Here is an 18671-nt window from a genome sequence, read left to right on the forward strand (position 1 = left end):
GCGCCGGTGTTGGGGCCACGGATACCTCACGGCTCCACACGAATGTGGATTTCGTCGCCGTAGAGGCTGATCTGCTCCGCTCCCACCCTGGCAGCCGTGAACAAGATGGCCCTGGCGGGAACGCGACCGCCACACTGGCGGCTCAACCGCGTGCCAACGCCCCCATCCGTCAGGGTGCCCGTCACCAGCGTCGGCAGCAGCTCCCTGGCGCTGTCCCAGGACGGTGCCGGACCACATTCGTTGCCTCGCGCCCCATGAATGATGACAGCGTCTCCCACCTGTACGGATACATTGCGCACGTATTCCGCCTGGACCCCTTCGAAAGTCGCTGCGGGGTCTGTTGTCGGCGCAAAACCATGCGGCCACAGCAACCACGCAGCAACCAACGTCACGGCCGACGCAGCCAAGGCGATCCCGAGCGCCCGAAAACGCCTTTTCGACCAATGCGCGTCGTGCAACGGAGCCTCGCTGGAGGCATTGTCCTCGTCGTTCTCGCCGCCGGACTTGGCTTGGACATAAAGCCTGTTCCAATGTTCGAGCAGGTCAGGACGCTCGTTGACGTACAGGACCTTTGCAAGCAGCACGAAGTTGCGACGCCGGGGGATGTGTACACCCCGCCGCCAGTTGCGGAGATTTTTCACCGCTGTGTCGAAAGCAGCCTGGCTCGTGTTGCCGGCGGCCGAACAAAGCTGGTCGGCAAGCGCCATGTTATCCAGATGTCCCTTCTCGATGCAAAGCGCATCCAGAAGCTCATGCCATGTTTCACAGGCTGCCCAATCGCCTGATCCGCCCATCGATCACACCAAAATCAACCCCAGTCGACAATGGATAGCATGCCTTTGATATTAATGTGAAATTTTTGCGTTTTTTCCTGGCACTTCCACTTCTTCCCCGATTCTGCGCTGACCAGACGGACCAGGCCGCATATGCACCTAGAGGCTCATTCGCCGAATGAGTGGATCCAAACGGTAAGGGGAAAATCCATGAGCCCACGCAAGCTTGGCGGGATGCTTGTATCAATCTGCGCAGCATTTGCGGTGTCGGCATGCTCGACCAGCGGCGAAAGCACGGGACAGGCGACTGCGCCCGCGATGCCTTTCGCCCTAGAGAGCGTCAGCATCAGCCCGATGACGACGTCGAACCTGTGCAGCCAGCTCGGCGGACAGGGACAGGCGCCAACGGTGACCATCAAACACACGGCTGCGGCAGGCGTGCCGATCCGCCTCAGCCTCCAGGACAAGCTGAGTGACGGAAGCACGTTCAATCATCGCAGCACACGCGTAACCTCGGATGGCTCGGGAACGACAACGGTCAATCACCGTTTCCTGCCGCCGTGCAATACCACCGGGGGCCGCCTCAACTCGAACTATCAACTGACGGTCGAAGCCGGCGGGAAATCGCGCACGGTGGGCTGGGCCCGATTCAACTCGGCAACACGCACGATCCAGTAACCAGCAGGGGACGGGAAAGCCGCTACCCAGTGCGGCATTCCCGATTTGCGGAGCGTTGCGACATCGTCGCCGCTCCGCCTTTTTAAGATGCTTTCGCCACGGTTGGAGACGTCTAAAGCGCCACCACGCTCTCTGGCAACCCGAGCGCGGAAGCCAGTCTCGTTAGCCTGGCCTGGTCCACGGCCCCTGCCTCGAGATCGACGAGTTCGGCTTCGGCAAGACCGGACGTTACGGCGAGCTGTTCGATCGTATAGCCCGTCGCTTCACGGATGGCTGTGACCGGGTTGGTCCCGGAAGATAGCGCAACCGTGATGGCTTCGATGAGTTCGGCCATCTGAGTATCCTCTGACAATCTGAATGGGCGCCATCCGCAAGAACCTGCAGGGCGCGATTCTATGTGGGATTCTTGACGGCCAGTTTCAAGATTGGCAGACGCAATTGCGCGCCCGCATCTCGCATGGCCGCGCAACTGTCGAAGGTCAGCCGCTGTGCCCGCGTGGGAACGCAGGATATCGCAATAATATCACAAGTTAAGCCAGACACGCATGGCGCCTGCTTCTTCCGGATGAGGTTCGACCTTGAAACCGGCCTCGCGGCACATGGCAAGCATCTTGACGTTGTCGGCCAGCACCATTCCCTCGAAAAGGCCGATATTCTCCGCTCGGGCGTAGTCCAGCAGGTGATGCAGAAGCGCCCAACCCAGACCGTGGCCCTGCAAGTCGCTGCGCACGAGGATCGCGTGTTCCGCGCGCTCCCGCCCCGGATCGCAAGACAGCCGGCCGACCGCTGCCAGATCGCCGCTGTCTTCAAGAGCGACGAAGGCGATATCCCGGTCATAGTCGAGTTGCGTCAGCCGTTTGAGCATCTCGTCGGGAAACCGACGCCGAGGCGCCAGGAAACGAAGGCGCACATCCTCGGGAGACACCTCTGGCGAGGAACCGCGGATACAGGGCCACATCCGCCGGCTTGATCGGACGAATATCGAAGTCTTGATCCCCGAGCGTGACACTCTTGGCCCATTCGGCGGGGTATGGCCGGATCACAAGAGCCGGGTTCGGGCCGGGTTCATCGACGTGTTCGGGGTCGATCTCGATCCGTGCATCGAGTGCGATGGCGCCGTCGGCATCTGCCAGCAGCGGGTTGATGTCGACACCAACCAGGCACGGAAAGTCCACGACCAGTTGCGACAGGCCGTTGAGCGCCTTGACGATCGCGGCGCGGTCGGCCGGCTTGCGGTCGCGAAACCCCGCCAACAACCGGCCGATACGAGTCCGTTCGATGAGATCGCCGGCCAACACCTCGTCCATCGGCGGCAACGCCATGGCGGTGTCGTCAACGACCTCGACCGCGACCCCGCCGGCGCCGAACAGGAGGACCGGACCGAAGATCGGATCGATGCTCATGCCAAGGATCAGTTCCTGGGCATGTTTGCGTTCGATCATCGGCTGCACTGCAAAACCCTGTATGTCGGCATCCGGCCGAATCTTCCGCACTCGTTCACCGATCGCGCCCGCCGCCTCGGCCGCCGCGTCGTCGGTCTCGATCCCCAGCACCACGCCGCCGACATCCGACTTGTGCGAAATCGCTTTGGACAGCAATTTGACGGCGACCTTTCCGCCAGCCGCAAGCATTGACTGTGCCGCCTTTTGCACCGCGTCGGGCGTGGCAGCCACAACAGTTTCCGGCACATCCATTCCATAGGCGCCGATGACGGCCTTGGCTTCCGGTTCGGTGAGCATCCTGCGACCGTCGGCAGCTACCCGTCGGAAGATCGCCAGCGCTGCGGCGCGATCGACGGATACGTCCTCGCCACGCGTTGCCGGCACGCGGCCGAGTGCCTTCTGCGCCTTGGACCAATCCGACAGAAACCGCGTGGCGCGCGCTACCTCCGCGGGCGTGTCGACGCTGGGTATTCCCGCTTCCTGAAGGATCGCCCTGCCCTGTCGTGCGGTCTGCTCGCCCAGCCAGCATGAGATGACCGGCTTGCCGTCGATCAGTCCGTTCGTGGCAAGGTCGGCTACGGCTTTCGCGGCATCTACGGGCGATGCCAGGCCGGTCGGGCAATTGAGCACGACCAGCGCGTCGACGCCTGGATCGGCGGCGATTGCGGCCACCGACGCCCGGTAGCGTTCCGGTGGGGCATCGCCGATGATGTCGACGGGATTTGCGTGAGACCACGTAGCAGGCAGGGCCTCGTTCAGTGCCGAGAGTGTTTGCTGCGCGAGGTGAGCGAGTTCGCCACCGAGGTCGATCAATCCGTCGACCGCCAGCACGCCGGCGCCACCGCCATTCGTCACGATCCCGATGCGGGCGCGATCCAGCGGTGCAAACCGCGCAGTGATCTCGGCAGCGTCGAAGAGCTCGGCAAGTCCATCGACGCGCAATACGCCTGCGCGGCGCAAGGCAGCGTCGACCACCCTATCCGCGCCTGAAAGCGCTCCGGTGTGTGTGGAAGCCGCCTTGGCGGCTTCTTCATGACGTCCGGACTTGATTGCGATCACTGGCTTGATGCGAGCGGCAGCGCGGGCTGCCGACATGAATTTTCGCGGTTCGGGGATCGACTCCAGATACATCACGACGGCCCGCGTGGTCGGATCTCCCGCAAGGAGATCGAGCCAGTCGCCGACGTCCACATCGGCCATGTCGCCGAGCGAAACGATGTAGGAGAAGCCCACATTGTTTTCACCAGCCCAGTCTATAAGAGAGGTGGCGATGGCTCCGGACTGTGACAGGAGCGCTATATTGCCGGGCTGCGCTGCCATGTGGGCGAAGCCTGCATTCAACTTCAAAGGCGGGATCATCAGACCGACCGTGTTGGGGCCTATGATCCGGAAGAGATGAGGACGCGCGGCATCGAGCATTGCCTGGCGAAGTCCGTTCTCAGGCGTCAGGCCGGCAGTAATCACCACGCCGGCACGACAGCCCTTTCTGCCGAGTTCATCGATAATCTGCGGCACGGTTGCGGCCGGCGTCATGATGATAGCAAGGTCGGGCGCATCCGGAAGCGCGGCCGCATCCGGATAGCATGACAGGCCGGACACCTGCCGATATTTGGGATTGACCGGCCAGACCGTTCCCACAAACCCACCCCGGACGATATTGTCGATCACGACGCGCCCGACGGACCCTTCGCGGTTAGAGGCGCCGATGACTGCCAGCGAACGCGGTCGCACTGCCAGATCAAGATTCCTGCTGCTCACGGGTCCCCTTCCTCCATCATCACTGCCGCTCGCAGGGTTGTGCCAGATCAAGGAGCTCAGGCCCCCGCGTAGCGTATGCAAACATGCACGATATTGTGGAGTGCTACCATGAGCTACTATTTCGCCAGAACCCTTGCCTCCTCGCACGATGCGGCGATCGAACGGGTAAAGACGGCGCTTGCAGATCGCGGCTTCGGTGTGCTGACGTCGATCGACGTCGCCGCCACGATGAAGAGAACAAACTCGGCGTGGAATTCCGGCCCTACACCATCCTCGGAGCGTGCAATCCGCATTTCGCATGGCGAGCACTGCAGGAAGAAGACAAAATTGGTGCTCTGCTGCCTTGCAACGTGATCGTCACTGAAACCAAGCCGGGAAGCGTCGAGATCGCGGCTGTCGATCCGGTGGTCAGTATGGCATCAGTTGCCAATCCGCGGCTCGCGGAACTGGCAGGGACGGTCCGGACCGCACTGGTCGACGCCATCAATTCCGCATGATCGTAACCAGAAATAGTGTAGTCGAACGCAGCGCGATCTGCGAAAACCTATATCGAAGGCTGCGGCGCACTTAAACTGACAGTTTGTGTCTCCCGTCATTACGCTGCAATCAACGCCTTTGCGGCAACTCCAGGTAAGCAGCTTCAGCTTTTCATGCCCATACGCACTTCCTGTTCGATCAATTTCCAGATGTGATCGACATACGCGACGAAGGTGGCGCTCCGCTTGACCTCGAGATCGCGCGGGCGCGGCAGTTCTATCTCGATTTCTTCGCGAATCTGACCCGGGCGCGCACTGAAAACCACCACACGATCGGAAAGGAACACAGCTTCGTCGATCTGGTGCGTTATCAGCACAACGGTCTTCTTTTCTTCTTCCCATATCCGAAGCAGCTCGGTCTGCATAACCTCGCGGGTTTGGGCATCAAGTGCCGCGAAGGGCTCGTCGAGGAGAAGGATGTCGGGGCTGACGGCCAGGGCCCGCGCGACGTTGACGCGCTGGCGCATGCCGCCCGACAACTGGTGGGGGAAGTGGCTTTCGAAGCCCTGCAGGCCCGACACGTTGATGAAATGGCGCGCGGTCTGCTCGCGCTCGCGCCGGCTGACCCCGTTGATCGCGAGCCCGTAGGCGACATTGTCGATCACGGTCTTCCAGGGCAGCAGCGAATCCTGCTGGAAGACCACCGCCCTGTCCTTGCCGGGGCGGGTCACGATCTTGCCGTTGACCGAGACTGTACCGCCGGTAGCCTGCGTCAGCCCATCGACAATGCGCAGGAGAGTGGACTTGCCGCTGCCGCTGGCGCCGACGATGGAGACGAATTCTCCCTGCTTCACCGACAGATTGATATCCCTCAAGGCTTCAATCGTGGGGCGGCCGGGGCGCTCGAACTTCTTCGAGATGTTGCTGATCTCGAGTGCAGTGGTTTTGGACATGGATGCCTCTCGGGTGGAAGAAGTGTTGCTCGCCATGATGAGAAACCGCCTATTCGTGTCGCCAGGGCGCCAGACGACGCTCTGCACTTTCGAAAACCAGGCTGCCGATAACCCCCATCGCGCCCAGCAGAATGACGTAGGCGAGCAAGGTTGCCGTGTCGAAGGTTTGGCCGGCTGCCAGGATGGCGAAACCGAACCCGGCGAACGATCCGAAGAACTCCGCGACGACGATGCCTACCAGCGCACGCGCCCAGGCAACACGAACACCGCTGACCACATAAGGAAGCGCGTAGGGCAACGTCACCGTCGTGAATATCTGCCAGCCATTGGCATTGAACGAACGGGCAGCGTCGACAAGTGCCTTGTCGGTCGCGCGCAACCCGACTTCGGTTGTCACCAGAACCGGGAACACCGCAACCAGCGATACGATCACGAACTTCGAGGCAAACCCCAGTCCAAGCCATGCAATGAAGAGGGGCGCCAGCGCGACGACTGGAACGGAATACAAGGCCATCAGCATCGGCCCTGCCGTCAGTGAAAAGAGCCGGTTCGACGCGAGGATCAGTCCGCCCGCGACACCGATGAAGACGGCGACAGGAAACGAGACAAGCAGCGCGACCCCGGTCGCCACGCCGTTTGTCCAGACATTGCCATTAGCCAGTTCGCGACCGAGCGCGGCAAACACTTCCAATGGCGGCACCAGCAGGAGCGAGTTGGTCACCACCGTCGCCGTCAGTATCTCCCAGATCAGCAGCACGACCGCCACCGAGAACGCGACCCGAACTAGGGAACTCGTCCGGCTGTCTCCTTGCAGGAAGTCGTAGGTGCGCGCCCAGAATGTCATTGGCTTGTTCCCTCGTGGAAAGGCGTGACGGGCCGAAGCCCTGTTGTGGCGAATTCGATAAGCTGGTCGTGCGACATGGCATCAAGGCCCAGCACATCGAGAATCGTGTTTGTTTGCGCAAAGTCGACGTCGAGGATCGAGCCCGCAAGGAGGACCGTTGCATCGTGGATCGGCGCTGGCACGCCCGCAACGCGCGCGACCCTGGACGCGAATGCCAGCCCGTAGGGGATGTCCTGCATCAGATAGCGGTGCATTGCCGTTTTCGGACCTTTGGGTCCCCTGCCCGAGGCATGAAGCGTTGCGTTCATCACGTCCATGTGGGCCAGCGGGATCTTGAAGGACCGGTGAAAATGCTCATTCACGGAGTGAATGTCGAAACCAAACGCCGCCGCAATGGCCAGACGTTCACGGTCCAGCGCTTCCATCATGCGGCCAACGGCGGTCGTCGTCTGCCCGTAAGGTGCCCAGTTTTCCGGGCGTTCGATACGCGTGATATTAAGCAGGCACACCGGCACGTGAAAGACAGGGTTGCAATTGGCCAGAAGGCCGATCGCCAAGGCGCTCTCGCGCCGCGCAAACTGCGCCGGCAGAAGCTCCGCGCATATATTCAAGGCATCCGTCTGTGAACCGTTCGGCGTGACGGATGCTTCGATATGCGCACGCACGACGCGGATGTCGACCTTGCCGTTTTCAGTGCGGTGCGCGGTTCCCGGGCTGGTGTTGAGCGAAACCACCGCGGCATCGATGCCGCGCGTCTGTAGAAGCTGCGCCATGTAGAGGCCGCTCAGCGAATGGGCGGCGCTGACTATGAAAGGAACGCCCGCCTGCATATGAGGCGCAACTGCCTCCATGACGGTGCGATGGCCGTTTGCGTCAACCGCAAGCAGCACCGCCTCGGCGTCCGCGACGGCTTCCTTGGCCGTTTGGGCGATGGAAACGGACCAGTTGCCCGAAAGCGCACCGGTGGATTCGATCCGGGACTTGCTGCCGAGACCCTTGGTCGATGCTCCCGATGGCGACCACAAGACGACATCGTGGCCGCGCGAAACCGCGAGAGCGGACGTAGTCAATCCCATCGCACCAGCGCCCAGGATCGCTAGTCTCATGACTGACCTTCCGCATCGGCGAAAAGGAGGGTCACGTCGGGCATATCCTCAATGTTCTTCAGCGCCTCAAGCAACGCTGCCGCTCGAGTCCGGCCCAGCCCGGGAACCGTGTTCGCCAGGAACTTGCGCTCCAGCAGCGCGTCGCTCATCGGCTTCACCGGCTTTCCCGTCGACGCGTTCAGGCGCATTTCTCGGGTGCTGCGATCGGAGAGGCGAACAATGACGCGCGTGGCTTCGGGAGATTCGCGCTCTAGTGCTTCATTGTCGAAACGAAGCGATGCTTCCATCCTCACCTTTTCCATCTGGCGTCGTATCTCGCCAGAGCCGATCTTTTCGGCCGTGAGGTGCCGCCAGGAGAATTCGCCGTCCGCCAAGATGCATCCGAGCGCGTAGGAGATGGAGAACTGGGCCTGCGTTACGTTCTGCGGATCGTCGAAGGTGAGGTTGCTGGCGATATGGGGCGTCACTTCGCAGGTGACGCTCTCCACACGATCGCCCGAAACGCCATCCCGAACGAGCATTGTTTCCAGCGCCTCGGCTGCGGCCTGAACCGAGGAGCAGGCCGGATAGAGCTTCAGTGACGGGCCGGCGTCCTCGAACGATCCGAGCGACGCGAAAGCCTCCGAGGTCCATTGACCCCGGTTCACCACCTGCACCAGGCCCCGATATCCCTCTATCGCATCCCCAGGCGCCAGCGCACCCTTGCGCGCCAGCAACGCTGCTCGCAGACCGGTTTCGGCGGCGCGCGCCGCCAGCAACGGCTTCATGTCGGAGCCTACGCCGATCCTGAGACCGCACGCCTGCACGGCGGCGATGGCGATGGCGTTGCGCGCCTGCTCCGCTGAAAGCTTCAACATCCACGCACAGGCGGCCGCCGCGCCGATCGGGCCAAGCACGCCCGTGTTGAACCAGCCAAGATAGAACAGGCTGTCCCGCGACTTCGTATAGGGCCGCGGCGAAAGGCTCTCGGCGAGCACCCGGCAAACCTCCGTGCCGATCGCGAACGCGCTCAGAAGCGCACGACCATCGGACTTTTCAGCTTCGCCGAGCGCAAGCAGCGCCGGGAAAAGAATGGCCGGCCCGAAGACCATGCCGCGATTGAAGTTTGCATCGAAGTCAAGCGCGTGCGCAGCCGTGGAATTGACACGGGTTGCGGCAACCGCAGGGAGCCGCAACCCGGTGCCGGGAACACTCGCTGGCCCTGCGGCGCTCTCCTGTACCACCTCATCGGTGATGAGGCGAACAATGGGCATGTCCATGCCCGCATGCATCACCCCGGCAACGTCGATCAACGACCGCCGGGCGGCGGTCAGCGCCCCTGCGGGAATTGCGGAGGCGTGCAGCTCCACCAGCCATTCAGCCAGCGTCGCTGCCACCGTCCTATCGTTCGTGCCGGGGCGATGCGGAACGTTCATCAGGCCCGGGCCCCATGCACCGCCTTGGCCTGACGTCCGTATCCCTTCTCGCCAACCACCTTGCCGTCGAGATAGACGGTGCGGCCGCGCAGGACGGTGCGGACAGGTTTGCCCTTGAGCTTGCGACCCGCATAGGGGCTCCAGCCGGACAGGCTGAGCACGTCCTCGTCGCGGATCTCGTATTCGTTCTCGAGATCGACCAGCACCAGATCGGCATCGTACCCTTCCGCGATCCGGCCCTTGGTCGTGAGACCGAACAAACGGGCGGGTGCAGCCGACGTTGCCTCCGAGACGCGCTCGAGGGGAATCTTGCCTTCAAGTGCGGCAGTCAAGAACATGCTCAGGTAGAACTGCGCGGACGGCGTGCCGGTATGGGCCTTCCAACCGTCGGTCCAGCCGATCTCCTTTTCCTCGCGCACGTGCGGAGCATGGTCCGTCGCCACGATATCGATCGTGCCGTCGTTGAGACCCTCCCAGAGGCCGGGCACGTTCTTTTCGGGCACCCAGTATGACAAAGCATACGATCCCAACCGCTGGATTGACGACCAGTCGCAGCCGAGGAACAGCGCCCACGGGTTGATCTCGCAGGTAACCTTCTGGCCGTTCGCCTTTGCCTGCCGGATCAGTTCGACGCTGCCCGCGGTCTGTGTATGGAGAATATGCAGATGGCATCCCGCAGCCTTTTGCAGGCGCAGCAGCGTAGCGATCGCCGTTTCCCAGATCACCCCGTCATAAGCGGCATAGGCCTTGGCGTAGGCGAGAGCGTCGCGCTCGCCGCGTGCCCAGTATTCCTGCTCGATGATATCCATAAGCGCCTGATCGTGCGGATGCACCATCAGCGGCACGCCTTCCTTGGCGCAGGCCATCATGATTTCCAGGATCTTGCCATGATCGTGTACGCCGATGCCCGGCATGTGCGGATAGTCGCGACCGGTATCGACGACCATGAAGAACTTAAAAGCCGCGATATCGGCTTTCGCCATCGCCGGCACCTCCTCGATGATGGTCGGTGCAGGATTGAAATTCCAGTCGACGATCGCATCGGTCTCGTAGATGGCGAACTGATCTTGCAGCAGCTGCATCGTATTCGGCGGCGGGGTCACGTTGGGCATGGCAACCGAGGTCGTCACGCCGCCGGCCGCGCACTGCTGCGTCGAGGTGTAGATCGTGTCCTTGTATTCGAACCCGGGCTTGGAGCCCTGCCGGTGATGCGAATGCATGTCGATGACGCCGGGAAACACCGCCAGCCCGTTGGCGTCTATGATCTCGGTATCGCCGGATGCCGGCGCCTTGCCTGGCTCGTAGATGGCTGCGATCTTGCCGCCGCTGATGGCGATGTCGCCCTGGTACCGGCCTTCCGGCACGACAATGGTTCCGTTCTTGATCAGCGTGTCCATCTGCAAGTCCTTATGTTCGAATGGAAAGGGATCAGGCCTGCGCGGCCACCGGCGCACGGCCACGGATCGTGTCGAGCACCTCGACGACGAAATCCCGGGAGAGATTGCGCGTTATGAAGACCACGCGTGAACGCGCTTCGCCCAGCGGCCAGCGTGGCAGCTCGAAGGGCGGATGAAACAGTGTCTGCACCGCCTGGACGACGATCGGCTTGGACTGTCCAGCAATGTCGAATATGCCCTTCACGCGCAGCAAGTCGCTGCCGTGCGCGATCACAAGCGCATCAAGCCAATGGGCAACATGCGACCAAGCCAGCGGCTCGTCGAACTCCAGCGTGAAGGTGGTGAAGCCGCTCTCGTGATGGTGGTGTTTGTGATCATGGGCGTGGTGATGATCGTGGTGCGGGGTCTCGGCCGCAAAACCGGCATCGGCGATCCACTTTTCGACGTCGACGACGCTGCCCGCCGGATTGAAAGCCCCGGGAGCCAGCAGGTCAGAGGGCAGCACGGGGTCCGCACCGCCGGATTCAAGAACCCGCGCAGATGAATTGAGCGCGTTGATCTGTGCCAACACACCTTCCCGGGCGTTTGCAAGATCGGTCTTTGACAGGATCACATCGTCGGCGACCGCGACCTGTCGCGACGCTTCCTGGAAGTCGCGCAGGGTACGCTCGCCCTGTACTGCGTCGACCACTGTCACCACGCGGTTGAGCACGTAGCGCCCCGCGACGGGGAACGTCATCAGCGACTGGATCACCGGGATCGGGTCGGCGACGCCAGTCGTCTCGATGAAGACGCGGCTGAACGGACGCACATCGCCGCGGGCGAGCTTTTCATTCAGCTCCCGGAGAGTCGTGACGAGATCTCCCGACACCATGCAGCAAAGGCACCCGGTGCTCAGTTCGATGGTGTTGTCGTTGCTGGCGGCGATCAGGGCGTGGTCGATGCCGATCTCGCCGAATTCATTGACGATGACCGCGGCATCGGACAGCGACGGATCACGCAGCCAGGCATTCAGCAGCGTCGTCTTGCCGCTACCCAGAAAACCGGTCAGCAGGGTCACAGGAATAGGCATGTCGTTCATTTGGAGAGTTGGCTCGGCTGCCGCGCATCCGGTTCGATGCGCGGCTTCGGACGAGCGCTTCAGTTTCCGGCGAGGTAGCTCGGGTCGTAATAACGCGAGATATCGAACGTCTGATCGCTTTCGCGCGACGCGCCAACGGCATCACTGATCTTCAGGAGGTTTTCGAGGCTTGCCGGCGTCACTTCAAGGCCGACGCCGATTGCTTTCTGCTGCTCGACGATGAACGCATAGGATTCTGCGCACAGCTCGCGATCGACATTCGTGAAGGCCGCCAGGATATCGATCGCCTTTTCCTTGTTGGCGGGATCGTAGATCCAGTTGGCGGCGTCGCGGGTTGCCTGCGTGATGCCCACAGCCGCCTCGCGATTGGCTTCCGCCCAGCTGGTGTTCAGGATAAGCGGCGTCTGCAGATAGTCTTCCGTGTAGTCTCCAAGGACCTTCATTCCATCGCGCTGGGCCATGGAATCAAACGGTGCGATGAGAAGCGAGCCGGCCACCTGCCCGTTCTGCAGAGCCACGATGCGGTCGCGCGAATTTGCCATCGCAACCAGTTGCGCCCCCGTTCCGTCCACGCCCTGCTCGTTCATCAGATAACGCAGCAGATTGGCCGTTCCGCCCTGCACGCCACCTGCGGTCACCGGACGTCCGTCTATATCTGCCGCCGTTTCAACACCCTTTCCGCCGACGAAACGCAGGATCGACTTGCCGAGCACCGCGCCGGAAATGATGATCGGCGCATTCTGGTCGATTGCCCTCATTGCGAGGTCCGCCACCGAGATGCCGGCTTCGACGCTACCGCTGGAAACAGCCTGGAGAAGAGCCGGGCTGGTGGATGCAACCAGTTCCTGAACCTCGATGTCGTGCGCGTCGTAGAAGCCCTGGTCCTTGGCGATGGCGTGGAGCCAGAGGAGCGAGCTGGGCCCGAGCATGGCGACACGGACTTGGTGCTTTTCCTGCGCATTCGCGACTGGAACGGCAAACGCGATGGCCGCAGCAGCGACACATGCAGCGATCAATCTGAAAGGTCTCATATCTGTTCCTCATCTGTCGGTTGGGGCGAGCGTCTCTGCGCTCTTGCCTGAAACCGACTATAATTGCCTCATTTCAACAATCAAGATGAATTGTCGTATTTTGTCAATTTTGACTATTTGCAAATCCTCGGCCATCATTATAGTGGCAGTCGGACAGCCGGATGTGGAACGTTAAATGGCCAGTCAAAACAACCTTCTGAGCATTCTCCAGCTCTTCGACGGCGATGGCGTGGTGCTCACGGTGGAAGACATCGCGGCCGCACTCGGCATCTCGGTTCGCACCGCCTATCGCAACGTCCGCGAGCTGAGCCAGGCGGAGTTTCTCGACCCCGTTACCGGTGCGGGCTATGTTCTTGGGCCTGCCTTCATCCATTTCGACCGGCTTATCCGTCAGAGCGACCCGCTGATCCATATCGCGGACCAGCCGATGGCTGAGTTGCTCGAAAAGGCGTCCCAGGCCGCCAGCGTGATCATGTGCCGCCGTTTTCGCGATCGGATCATGAGCGTGCACAAGCGCGAGGGCGATGCGCCGCATCTGCCCGTCAGCTACGAGAGAGGCGTGGCGATGTCGCTTTTCGTCGGTGCGCCAGCCAAGGCCATTCTGGCCTTCTTGCCCGATCGGGCGCTGAAGGCGCTCTATCTACGCAACGAAGAAGAACTGCGTCGCACCGGCGCACCCGCCTATGCTGAAATGCGCAATGCGCTAAAGGCTGTCAGGAGGCAGGGTTATTCCGTCACCACTTCGGAAGTCGGCTCCGGCCGCGTGGGCATCGCTGCACCGATCATGCGCGGGTCGGCTGTGGTGGCAAGCATCAGTCTGGTTACCGACGCCAAACAGGCAGATCTCGAACGCAGGCTTCCGTCGCTCATCGAGGGCGTGGTGCAGACCGCAACGACCATATCGGATGAGATTGAGAAGCACGATGCGCAGATATCACGCGCATAGTTGGGGCTTTCACCATAGCCATCAGGGCAGTGGATGGGTGCACCGCGGCTCCGCCTGGCAGACCAGTTCCCTCGCTCTTAGATAAGCGCTCCCTGTTCGCGCAGCTTCGACTGGATCTGCCCGAGATCGGTAAGATGGCCAGCATCGACATGGTCGGCCGCGGCGACCCCGGCTGCCTGTCCAGTGGCAAAGGCTGTGCCCATGACCCGGATCGAACCGTAGGCCTGCGGGTCGGCGCCGATGACGCGACCGCCGTACCAGAGATTGTCGAGGCCCTTGGCGCGGATGGAATCGTAGGGCACGTGGCAGTATCCGGCACCGCCGATCGAAGTGTAGCTCGGCTTGCCGGCTTCACCGTGCAATTCGATCGGCCATGCAGCGCGCGCGATGCCGTCGTCACGGCATCGCCCCAGGACAACGTCCTCCCCGGTCATTTCGTAGCGCGCGGCGGGATGACGGGTCTCGCGCACGCCGATTTGCGGACCCGTTGCGACGAGATATGCGCCTTCGAAGCCCGACAACTCACGTTTGAGCATCGCGACATAGTCGTTGGCACGCGCCCGCGCTTCCATCTCGGCTGCGGTGAAGCTCTCCGACGATAGATCCGAAAGCGGAATGTCGACGGTCATCCACCACATGTCGTGCGACAAGGGCAGCCGGAGGATGATCCCCCGTCCGTGCGCTGGATCGGGTATGCACCCTTACCGTTGTAGCGCGCGATAGCAGCTTGAAGCGCCGCCCGGTCAATCCTGAGATCGCGGTCGATGCCGCCGATGCGGATCGGCATGGTCAAGGCCTGCAGCTTGCCTTCGCCGTCGCCAATCTGGAACGGGACCCCGGCCAGCATGGCCAGATTGGCGTCGCCGCTGGCGTCCACGAAAGCTTCGGCAGCCACCCGCGTGCGTCCACCCATGCCAGCCAACGTGATGGCTTCGAGACGGTCGGCGGTGCGTGCCACGGAAGCCACGCGCGTGTGCAACTTCACATCTATGCCATAACTGCGGACAAGATTGTCGAGAGCGAACTTCAGCACCTCGCCATCGAGCAGCACGATCCAGTTGCCTGTCGTTTCCGAACGATAGGCCTCACCGTCGAGTCCGTGCGTCTTCAATTCGTCGGTGACTTCGGCCGCCACGCCGGCAACCGCCCGCTTCGGTTCGACACCTTGCTGGAACAGGCCGCAATAGGCGTAGACCTGTGATGTGGTGGCCGCGCCGCCAAGGAAGCCGTATTTCTCGACCAGGCAGACCTTTGCTCCAGCCTTGGCCGCGCCGATGGCCGCAGCCACGCCGGCAGCGCCTCCGCCGCAGACCGCGACGTCGTAGTCGGCCTCGAAACGCTTTGTCATGCCTTGCTCTTCACGTCCGCCAGTTGAGGAAATACTGCTCAGCCTTGCCGATCAGCCAGCTGACGGTAAGACCCAGGATCGAGAGCATGGCAACGCCGGCGATCAACTGGTCGGTGGCAAACAGCGCGCCCGCCATCAGGATATAGGCGCCGATACCATACTGTGCTCCGATCATCTCGGCGGCCACAAGCAGGACGATCGCAATCGATGCCGAAATGCGGAACCCAGACAGGATTGCCGGCAGCGCGCCGGGAATGATGATCTTACGCACGATGGAAAACCAGGAGAGCCCGAAGGACTGGCCCATTCGGATCAGGTTGCGATCGACATTGTCGACGCCGCCATAGGTCGCGATGACGGTTGGGAAGAAGGTGCCGAACAGGATCGTTGCGACCTTGGAGCCCTCACCAATGCCGAACCAGACGATGAACAGCGGCAGAAGCGCGATCTTGGGGATCGGAAACAGGGCCGAGACGATCGGCAGCATGCCGGCGCGCGCGAGCGAGAAGAGGCCGATCGTCAAGCCCACCGCGACGCCAAGCGCCGAGCCGAATATCCAGCCGACCGACAGGCGATACAGGCTGGCTTCCAGATGCGTCCAGAGCATGCCGGTGCGCACGAGATCCTGAAAGGCGCGCGAAACGCCTCGGACGGCGCGGGCAAGGCAATCGAACTGATGAAGCCCGTCCGCGAGCCGATTTCCCACAGGCTGATCAGGACGATGAACACCAGTGGCGAGATCAGCCGGTATTTCCGCACCTTGAAGCCGCCGCCGCGAAGGGCACCGGGCGGGCATCTGGCGGAGCGACGACGTCCTCCTGGGATGTCGTCGTCGCGTGCAACGTATTCGCGGTCTCAAGCGACATCCGACAGCTCCATGTCCGCGCGCGCGCTTCTTCGCGCATCAGGTTCCACAGATGGCGCTGGGTCGTTTCCAGTTCCGCGATCCGCCCGGCGCGCTCGTCAAGCGGCATGTCGATCCTGACGATCTGGCGTATCCGGCCGGGGCGGCGCGACAGGACGATGATCTTGTGGCCCAACCTCACTGCTTCGGCGAGATTGTGCGTGACGTAGCAGGCGGAAAAGCGTTCCCGCGTCCATAGTTCGATCAGATCGTCGAGCAGCAGCTCGCGGGTCTGGCTGTCGAGCGCCGAAAGCGGTTCATCCATCAGCATGACGGCGGGATTGACTGAAAGCGCGCGCGCGATCGCCACGCGCTGCTTCATGCCGCCGGAAAGCTGACGCGGCAGCGCCTTGCGAAAATCGGAAAGCTTGGTGCGGCGCAGAACGTCGTCGATGATCGCGTCTGCCTTGCCTCCCTTGATGCCGTGGTCCTCGAGAACCAGGCTGACATTGCCTTCGACCGTACGCCACGGCAGCAGCGCGAAGTCCTGGAATATGTAGGTGAGCGGATTGAGAGACCCCGCCGGCGGCGAACCGGCGATCAGGATACGGCCCGACGTCGGCTGCTCAAGACCGCCAATAAAGCGCAGCAGGGTCGACTTGCCGCAGCCCGACGGCCCGATGATACAGACGATCTCGCCGCCCTTCAGCTCGAAGGTGATGCCGTCGAGCACATCGGTCTGCCCGTACCGGTGCGAGAGGTTGTCGACCACAATGTCCATGATCATCGCCTTGTTGGGGAGGAGCCGGCCCCACGGGTGTAGGGGCCGGCGCCTCGATTTCAGAAGGTTTCGACGAAGCTCGTGTCCACAAGCTTGTCCATCGAAGCCTCCGCCGGAACCAGGTTCTCCGACTTGAACCATTCGAGCTGGTCTTCGATACTGGACACGTTCAGCTTGGCGTCTTCGTTGATGCGCATTGCCCCAGCGCGGATTGCCGGGTCCGCAGCGTCGAGCGGGCGGTCGGAATAGACATATTCGTGGATCATCCCGACGACCTCGGTGCTGTCTTCATCCGACATGGTCTTGTCGACAAAGGCGGCGTTGTAATCGGCAACACCCTTCGAGAGCGCGGCGAGGTATTTCTCGACGAGTTCGCGATTGTTGGCGACATTGTCTGCCGAGGTGAAGACGGTCGTCACCTGGTAGCCGTCGATGTAGTCCGAGACCTTGCCAATCTCAAAGACCTCCCCGCTCTTGGTCAGGCCCGCGGCAATGTTCGGCACGATCGACCAGGCATCGATCTGGCCCGACTTCAGCGAAGCGATGACTGCTGGCACGGCATTGAGCGGAACCAACTCTAGCGCCGAGCGCTCGAAGCCTTCCTTGTCGGCGATCTTGTGCGCCATGTAGTGGAAGGACGATCCCGCGGTGGTGATGCCATAGCGCTTGCCCGCAAGATCAGCGGGCGTCTTCACGCCTGCCTCGTGAGCCGCCTTGGATACCAGGATTTTCTGGCCGTCGATCTCCGGCGTTTCCTGCAGCGCGCCGCCGATGATCTTGACCGCGCCCTTCTCGGCGAGGCTGATCAGGCCGGCTGTCATCGCCGTCATGCCGAAATCGACATCGCCGGAGGCAATCGCCACTGCCATGGGCTGGGCTGCCTGGAATGGCACGAACTCGACTTCAAGGCCCTGTTCGGCGAAGTAGCCCTTGCCTTCTGCGATGATGCTCGGCGAGTGCGACACCAACGAGAGAATGCCGACCTTGATGGGCTCTGCGCTGGCGGCGCCGGTGCCTGCCAGAATGGTCGCGGCGGCAAGCACTGCGAAGGCTCTGCGGGTAATCTTAAGCATGTCATTCCTCCCTGTAATCAATACGCTTTTGGTGATGGTCCCGGCGGATGCCGTATCTCAACGCGTCAAAGCGCCGAGAATCTGGTTCGAAAGCAGTTCACACGCCCGATCCGCATCGCGAGAGAGCGTCGCCTCAACGACTTCCCCCAAGCCGCGGGTCTCCGCGGCGAGGTCGATGCTGCCCTCGACGAGCGCGGCATAGCGAAAGCGCCGGCTCTGTGTGAACAGCCTGTCCTGGAACCCGATCAGCCGCGGCGAGCGGCAGGCGGCCACCAGCGTCGCGTGGAAGTGGCGACCTGCCTCGTCCCATTCGATGGCGAAGGCCTGGCGATCGGCATCCGTCTGCATGCAGAGCTTCGAATAGGTGTGGAAGGCGGCGAGTACCTCGCCTTCCCAGCGCAGGTCCCCGTGCTTGATCGACCAGCCAAGGCCCAGGCTTTCGATTTCGGCGCGCAGGCGAGAGATGTCTTCGAGATCGGACTGGGTCGCCGAGGCCACGCGGAAGCCGCGCTGGGCGCTGGCCTCGACGATGCCCTCGCTGGCAAGAAGCGTCAGGGCCTCCCGGAACGAATGCGCCGAGCCCCCATAGCGCTGGCGCAGTTCATCGATCTTGAGCTTGGTATCCGGGGCGAGCACGCCGACGGATATGTCGCGGCGCAATTGCGAGGCGATCAGCCGAACGACCGTGTCGGAATCCTGGGTTTTCCTCCCGAACACGCTATCTC

17 protein-coding genes and 3 pseudogenes are annotated in these 18671 nt (G+C 62.2%); 4 read left to right on the forward strand and 16 right to left on the reverse strand.

All coding sequences use genetic code 11. The features are described 5' to 3' along the window. Positions 1-26 precede the first annotated feature (26 nt). Complete coding sequence (locus tag HK436_RS02220; RefSeq protein ID WP_173186996.1) at positions 27-707, reverse strand: hypothetical protein; 681 nt, start codon at positions 705-707, stop codon at positions 27-29. A gap of 276 nt (positions 708-983) precedes the next feature. On the opposite strand from HK436_RS02220, the gene HK436_RS02225 reads away from it, so the two are divergent. Continuing rightward, positions 984-1451, forward strand: a complete 468-nt coding sequence (locus HK436_RS02225; protein ID WP_173186998.1) for a hypothetical protein — start codon at positions 984-986, stop codon at positions 1449-1451. Between the two features lie 112 nt (positions 1452-1563). Here HK436_RS02225 and HK436_RS02230 read toward each other — a convergent pair whose 3' ends face one another. Further along, positions 1564-1785 (reverse strand): helix-turn-helix domain-containing protein, encoded by a 222-nt coding sequence (locus HK436_RS02230; protein WP_173187000.1) that lies wholly within the window; start codon positions 1783-1785, stop codon positions 1564-1566. Positions 1786-1974: 189 nt separating this feature from the next. Continuing rightward, positions 1975-4651 (reverse strand): annotated as a pseudogene (locus HK436_RS02235) (bifunctional acetate--CoA ligase family protein/GNAT family N-acetyltransferase). A 108-nt stretch (positions 4652-4759) separates the two neighbouring features. Between HK436_RS02235 and HK436_RS34065 the strand changes: the two are divergent. Both HK436_RS34065 and HK436_RS34070 read left to right on the forward strand, forming a co-directional pair. Further along, positions 4760-5005 carry a DUF302 domain-containing protein gene (locus HK436_RS34065; RefSeq protein ID WP_512770943.1) on the forward strand — a complete coding sequence of 82 codons (246 nt, stop codon included), beginning with the start codon at positions 4760-4762 and terminating at the stop codon, positions 5003-5005. Continuing rightward, positions 4900-5148, forward strand: a complete 249-nt coding sequence (locus HK436_RS34070; protein ID WP_376769119.1) for a DUF302 domain-containing protein — start codon at positions 4900-4902, stop codon at positions 5146-5148. The genes HK436_RS34065 and HK436_RS34070 overlap by 106 nt, the downstream gene beginning before the upstream one ends. A 143-nt stretch (positions 5149-5291) precedes the next feature. On the opposite strand, the gene HK436_RS02245 is transcribed toward HK436_RS34070, so the two are convergent. The 7 genes from HK436_RS02245 to HK436_RS02275 are packed head-to-tail and all read right to left on the reverse strand — an operon-like array spanning position 5292 to position 12954. Further along, on the reverse strand, positions 5292-6080 hold the full coding sequence (locus HK436_RS02245) for an ABC transporter ATP-binding protein (RefSeq protein ID WP_173187002.1): 789 nt from the start codon (positions 6078-6080) through the stop codon (positions 5292-5294). Positions 6081-6129: 49 nt separating this feature from the next. Next, positions 6130-6924 (reverse strand): ABC transporter permease, encoded by a 795-nt coding sequence (locus HK436_RS02250; RefSeq protein WP_173187004.1) that lies wholly within the window; start codon positions 6922-6924, stop codon positions 6130-6132. Further along, positions 6921-8030 carry an NAD/NADP-dependent octopine/nopaline dehydrogenase family protein gene (locus tag HK436_RS02255; RefSeq protein WP_173187006.1) on the reverse strand — a complete coding sequence of 370 codons (1110 nt, stop codon included), beginning with the start codon at positions 8028-8030 and terminating at the stop codon, positions 6921-6923. Before HK436_RS02255 ends, HK436_RS02250 begins: the two co-directional genes overlap by 4 nt. Further along, positions 8027-9406 carry an MmgE/PrpD family protein gene (locus tag HK436_RS02260; RefSeq protein WP_173187008.1) on the reverse strand — a complete coding sequence of 460 codons (1380 nt, stop codon included), beginning with the start codon at positions 9404-9406 and terminating at the stop codon, positions 8027-8029. The genes HK436_RS02255 and HK436_RS02260 overlap by 4 nt, the downstream gene beginning before the upstream one ends. A 38-nt stretch (positions 9407-9444) precedes the next feature. Then, entirely contained in the window at positions 9445-10842 is a 1398-nt protein-coding gene (locus HK436_RS02265; protein WP_173187010.1) for a dihydroorotase, read from the reverse strand. A gap of 31 nt (positions 10843-10873) precedes the next feature. Beyond that, positions 10874-11923 (reverse strand): CobW family GTP-binding protein, encoded by a 1050-nt coding sequence (locus HK436_RS02270; protein ID WP_173187012.1) that lies wholly within the window; start codon positions 11921-11923, stop codon positions 10874-10876. 59 nt (positions 11924-11982) lie between these two features. Beyond that, positions 11983-12954 carry an ABC transporter substrate-binding protein gene (locus HK436_RS02275; RefSeq protein WP_173187014.1) on the reverse strand — a complete coding sequence of 324 codons (972 nt, stop codon included), beginning with the start codon at positions 12952-12954 and terminating at the stop codon, positions 11983-11985. Positions 12955-13129: 175 nt separating this feature from the next. Between HK436_RS02275 and HK436_RS02280 the strand changes: the two genes are divergently transcribed. After that, positions 13130-13900, forward strand: a complete 771-nt coding sequence (locus HK436_RS02280) for an IclR family transcriptional regulator (RefSeq protein ID WP_173187016.1) — start codon at positions 13130-13132, stop codon at positions 13898-13900. Between the two features lie 77 nt (positions 13901-13977). Here HK436_RS02280 and HK436_RS30450 read toward each other — a convergent pair whose 3' ends face one another. The 6 genes and pseudogenes from HK436_RS30450 to HK436_RS02305 all read right to left on the reverse strand — a co-directional run bounded on the left by HK436_RS30450 (position 13978) and on the right by HK436_RS02305 (position 18663). Continuing rightward, on the reverse strand, positions 13978-14529 hold the full coding sequence (locus HK436_RS30450; protein ID WP_206680471.1) for an FAD-dependent oxidoreductase: 552 nt from the start codon (positions 14527-14529) through the stop codon (positions 13978-13980). After that, entirely contained in the window at positions 14526-15248 is a 723-nt protein-coding gene (locus HK436_RS30455; RefSeq protein WP_206680472.1) for an FAD-dependent oxidoreductase, read from the reverse strand. Before HK436_RS30455 ends, HK436_RS30450 begins: the two co-directional genes overlap by 4 nt. A 10-nt stretch (positions 15249-15258) precedes the next feature. Further along, positions 15259-16073 (reverse strand): annotated as a pseudogene (locus HK436_RS02290) (ABC transporter permease). A 30-nt stretch (positions 16074-16103) separates the two neighbouring features. Continuing rightward, a pseudogene (locus HK436_RS02295) lies at positions 16104-16873 on the reverse strand (ABC transporter ATP-binding protein). A gap of 59 nt (positions 16874-16932) precedes the next feature. Further along, positions 16933-17946, reverse strand: a complete 1014-nt coding sequence (locus HK436_RS02300; RefSeq protein WP_173187020.1) for an ABC transporter substrate-binding protein — start codon at positions 17944-17946, stop codon at positions 16933-16935. A gap of 57 nt (positions 17947-18003) precedes the next feature. After that, positions 18004-18663, reverse strand: a complete 660-nt coding sequence (locus tag HK436_RS02305; protein ID WP_173187022.1) for a GntR family transcriptional regulator — start codon at positions 18661-18663, stop codon at positions 18004-18006. Between the last annotated feature and the right edge of the window lie 8 nt (positions 18664-18671).

It is taken from the genome of Neoaquamicrobium sediminum (genome assembly GCF_013240295.1).
In the GTDB taxonomy this organism is placed as follows: domain Bacteria; phylum Pseudomonadota; class Alphaproteobacteria; order Rhizobiales; family Rhizobiaceae; genus Aerobium; species Aerobium sediminum.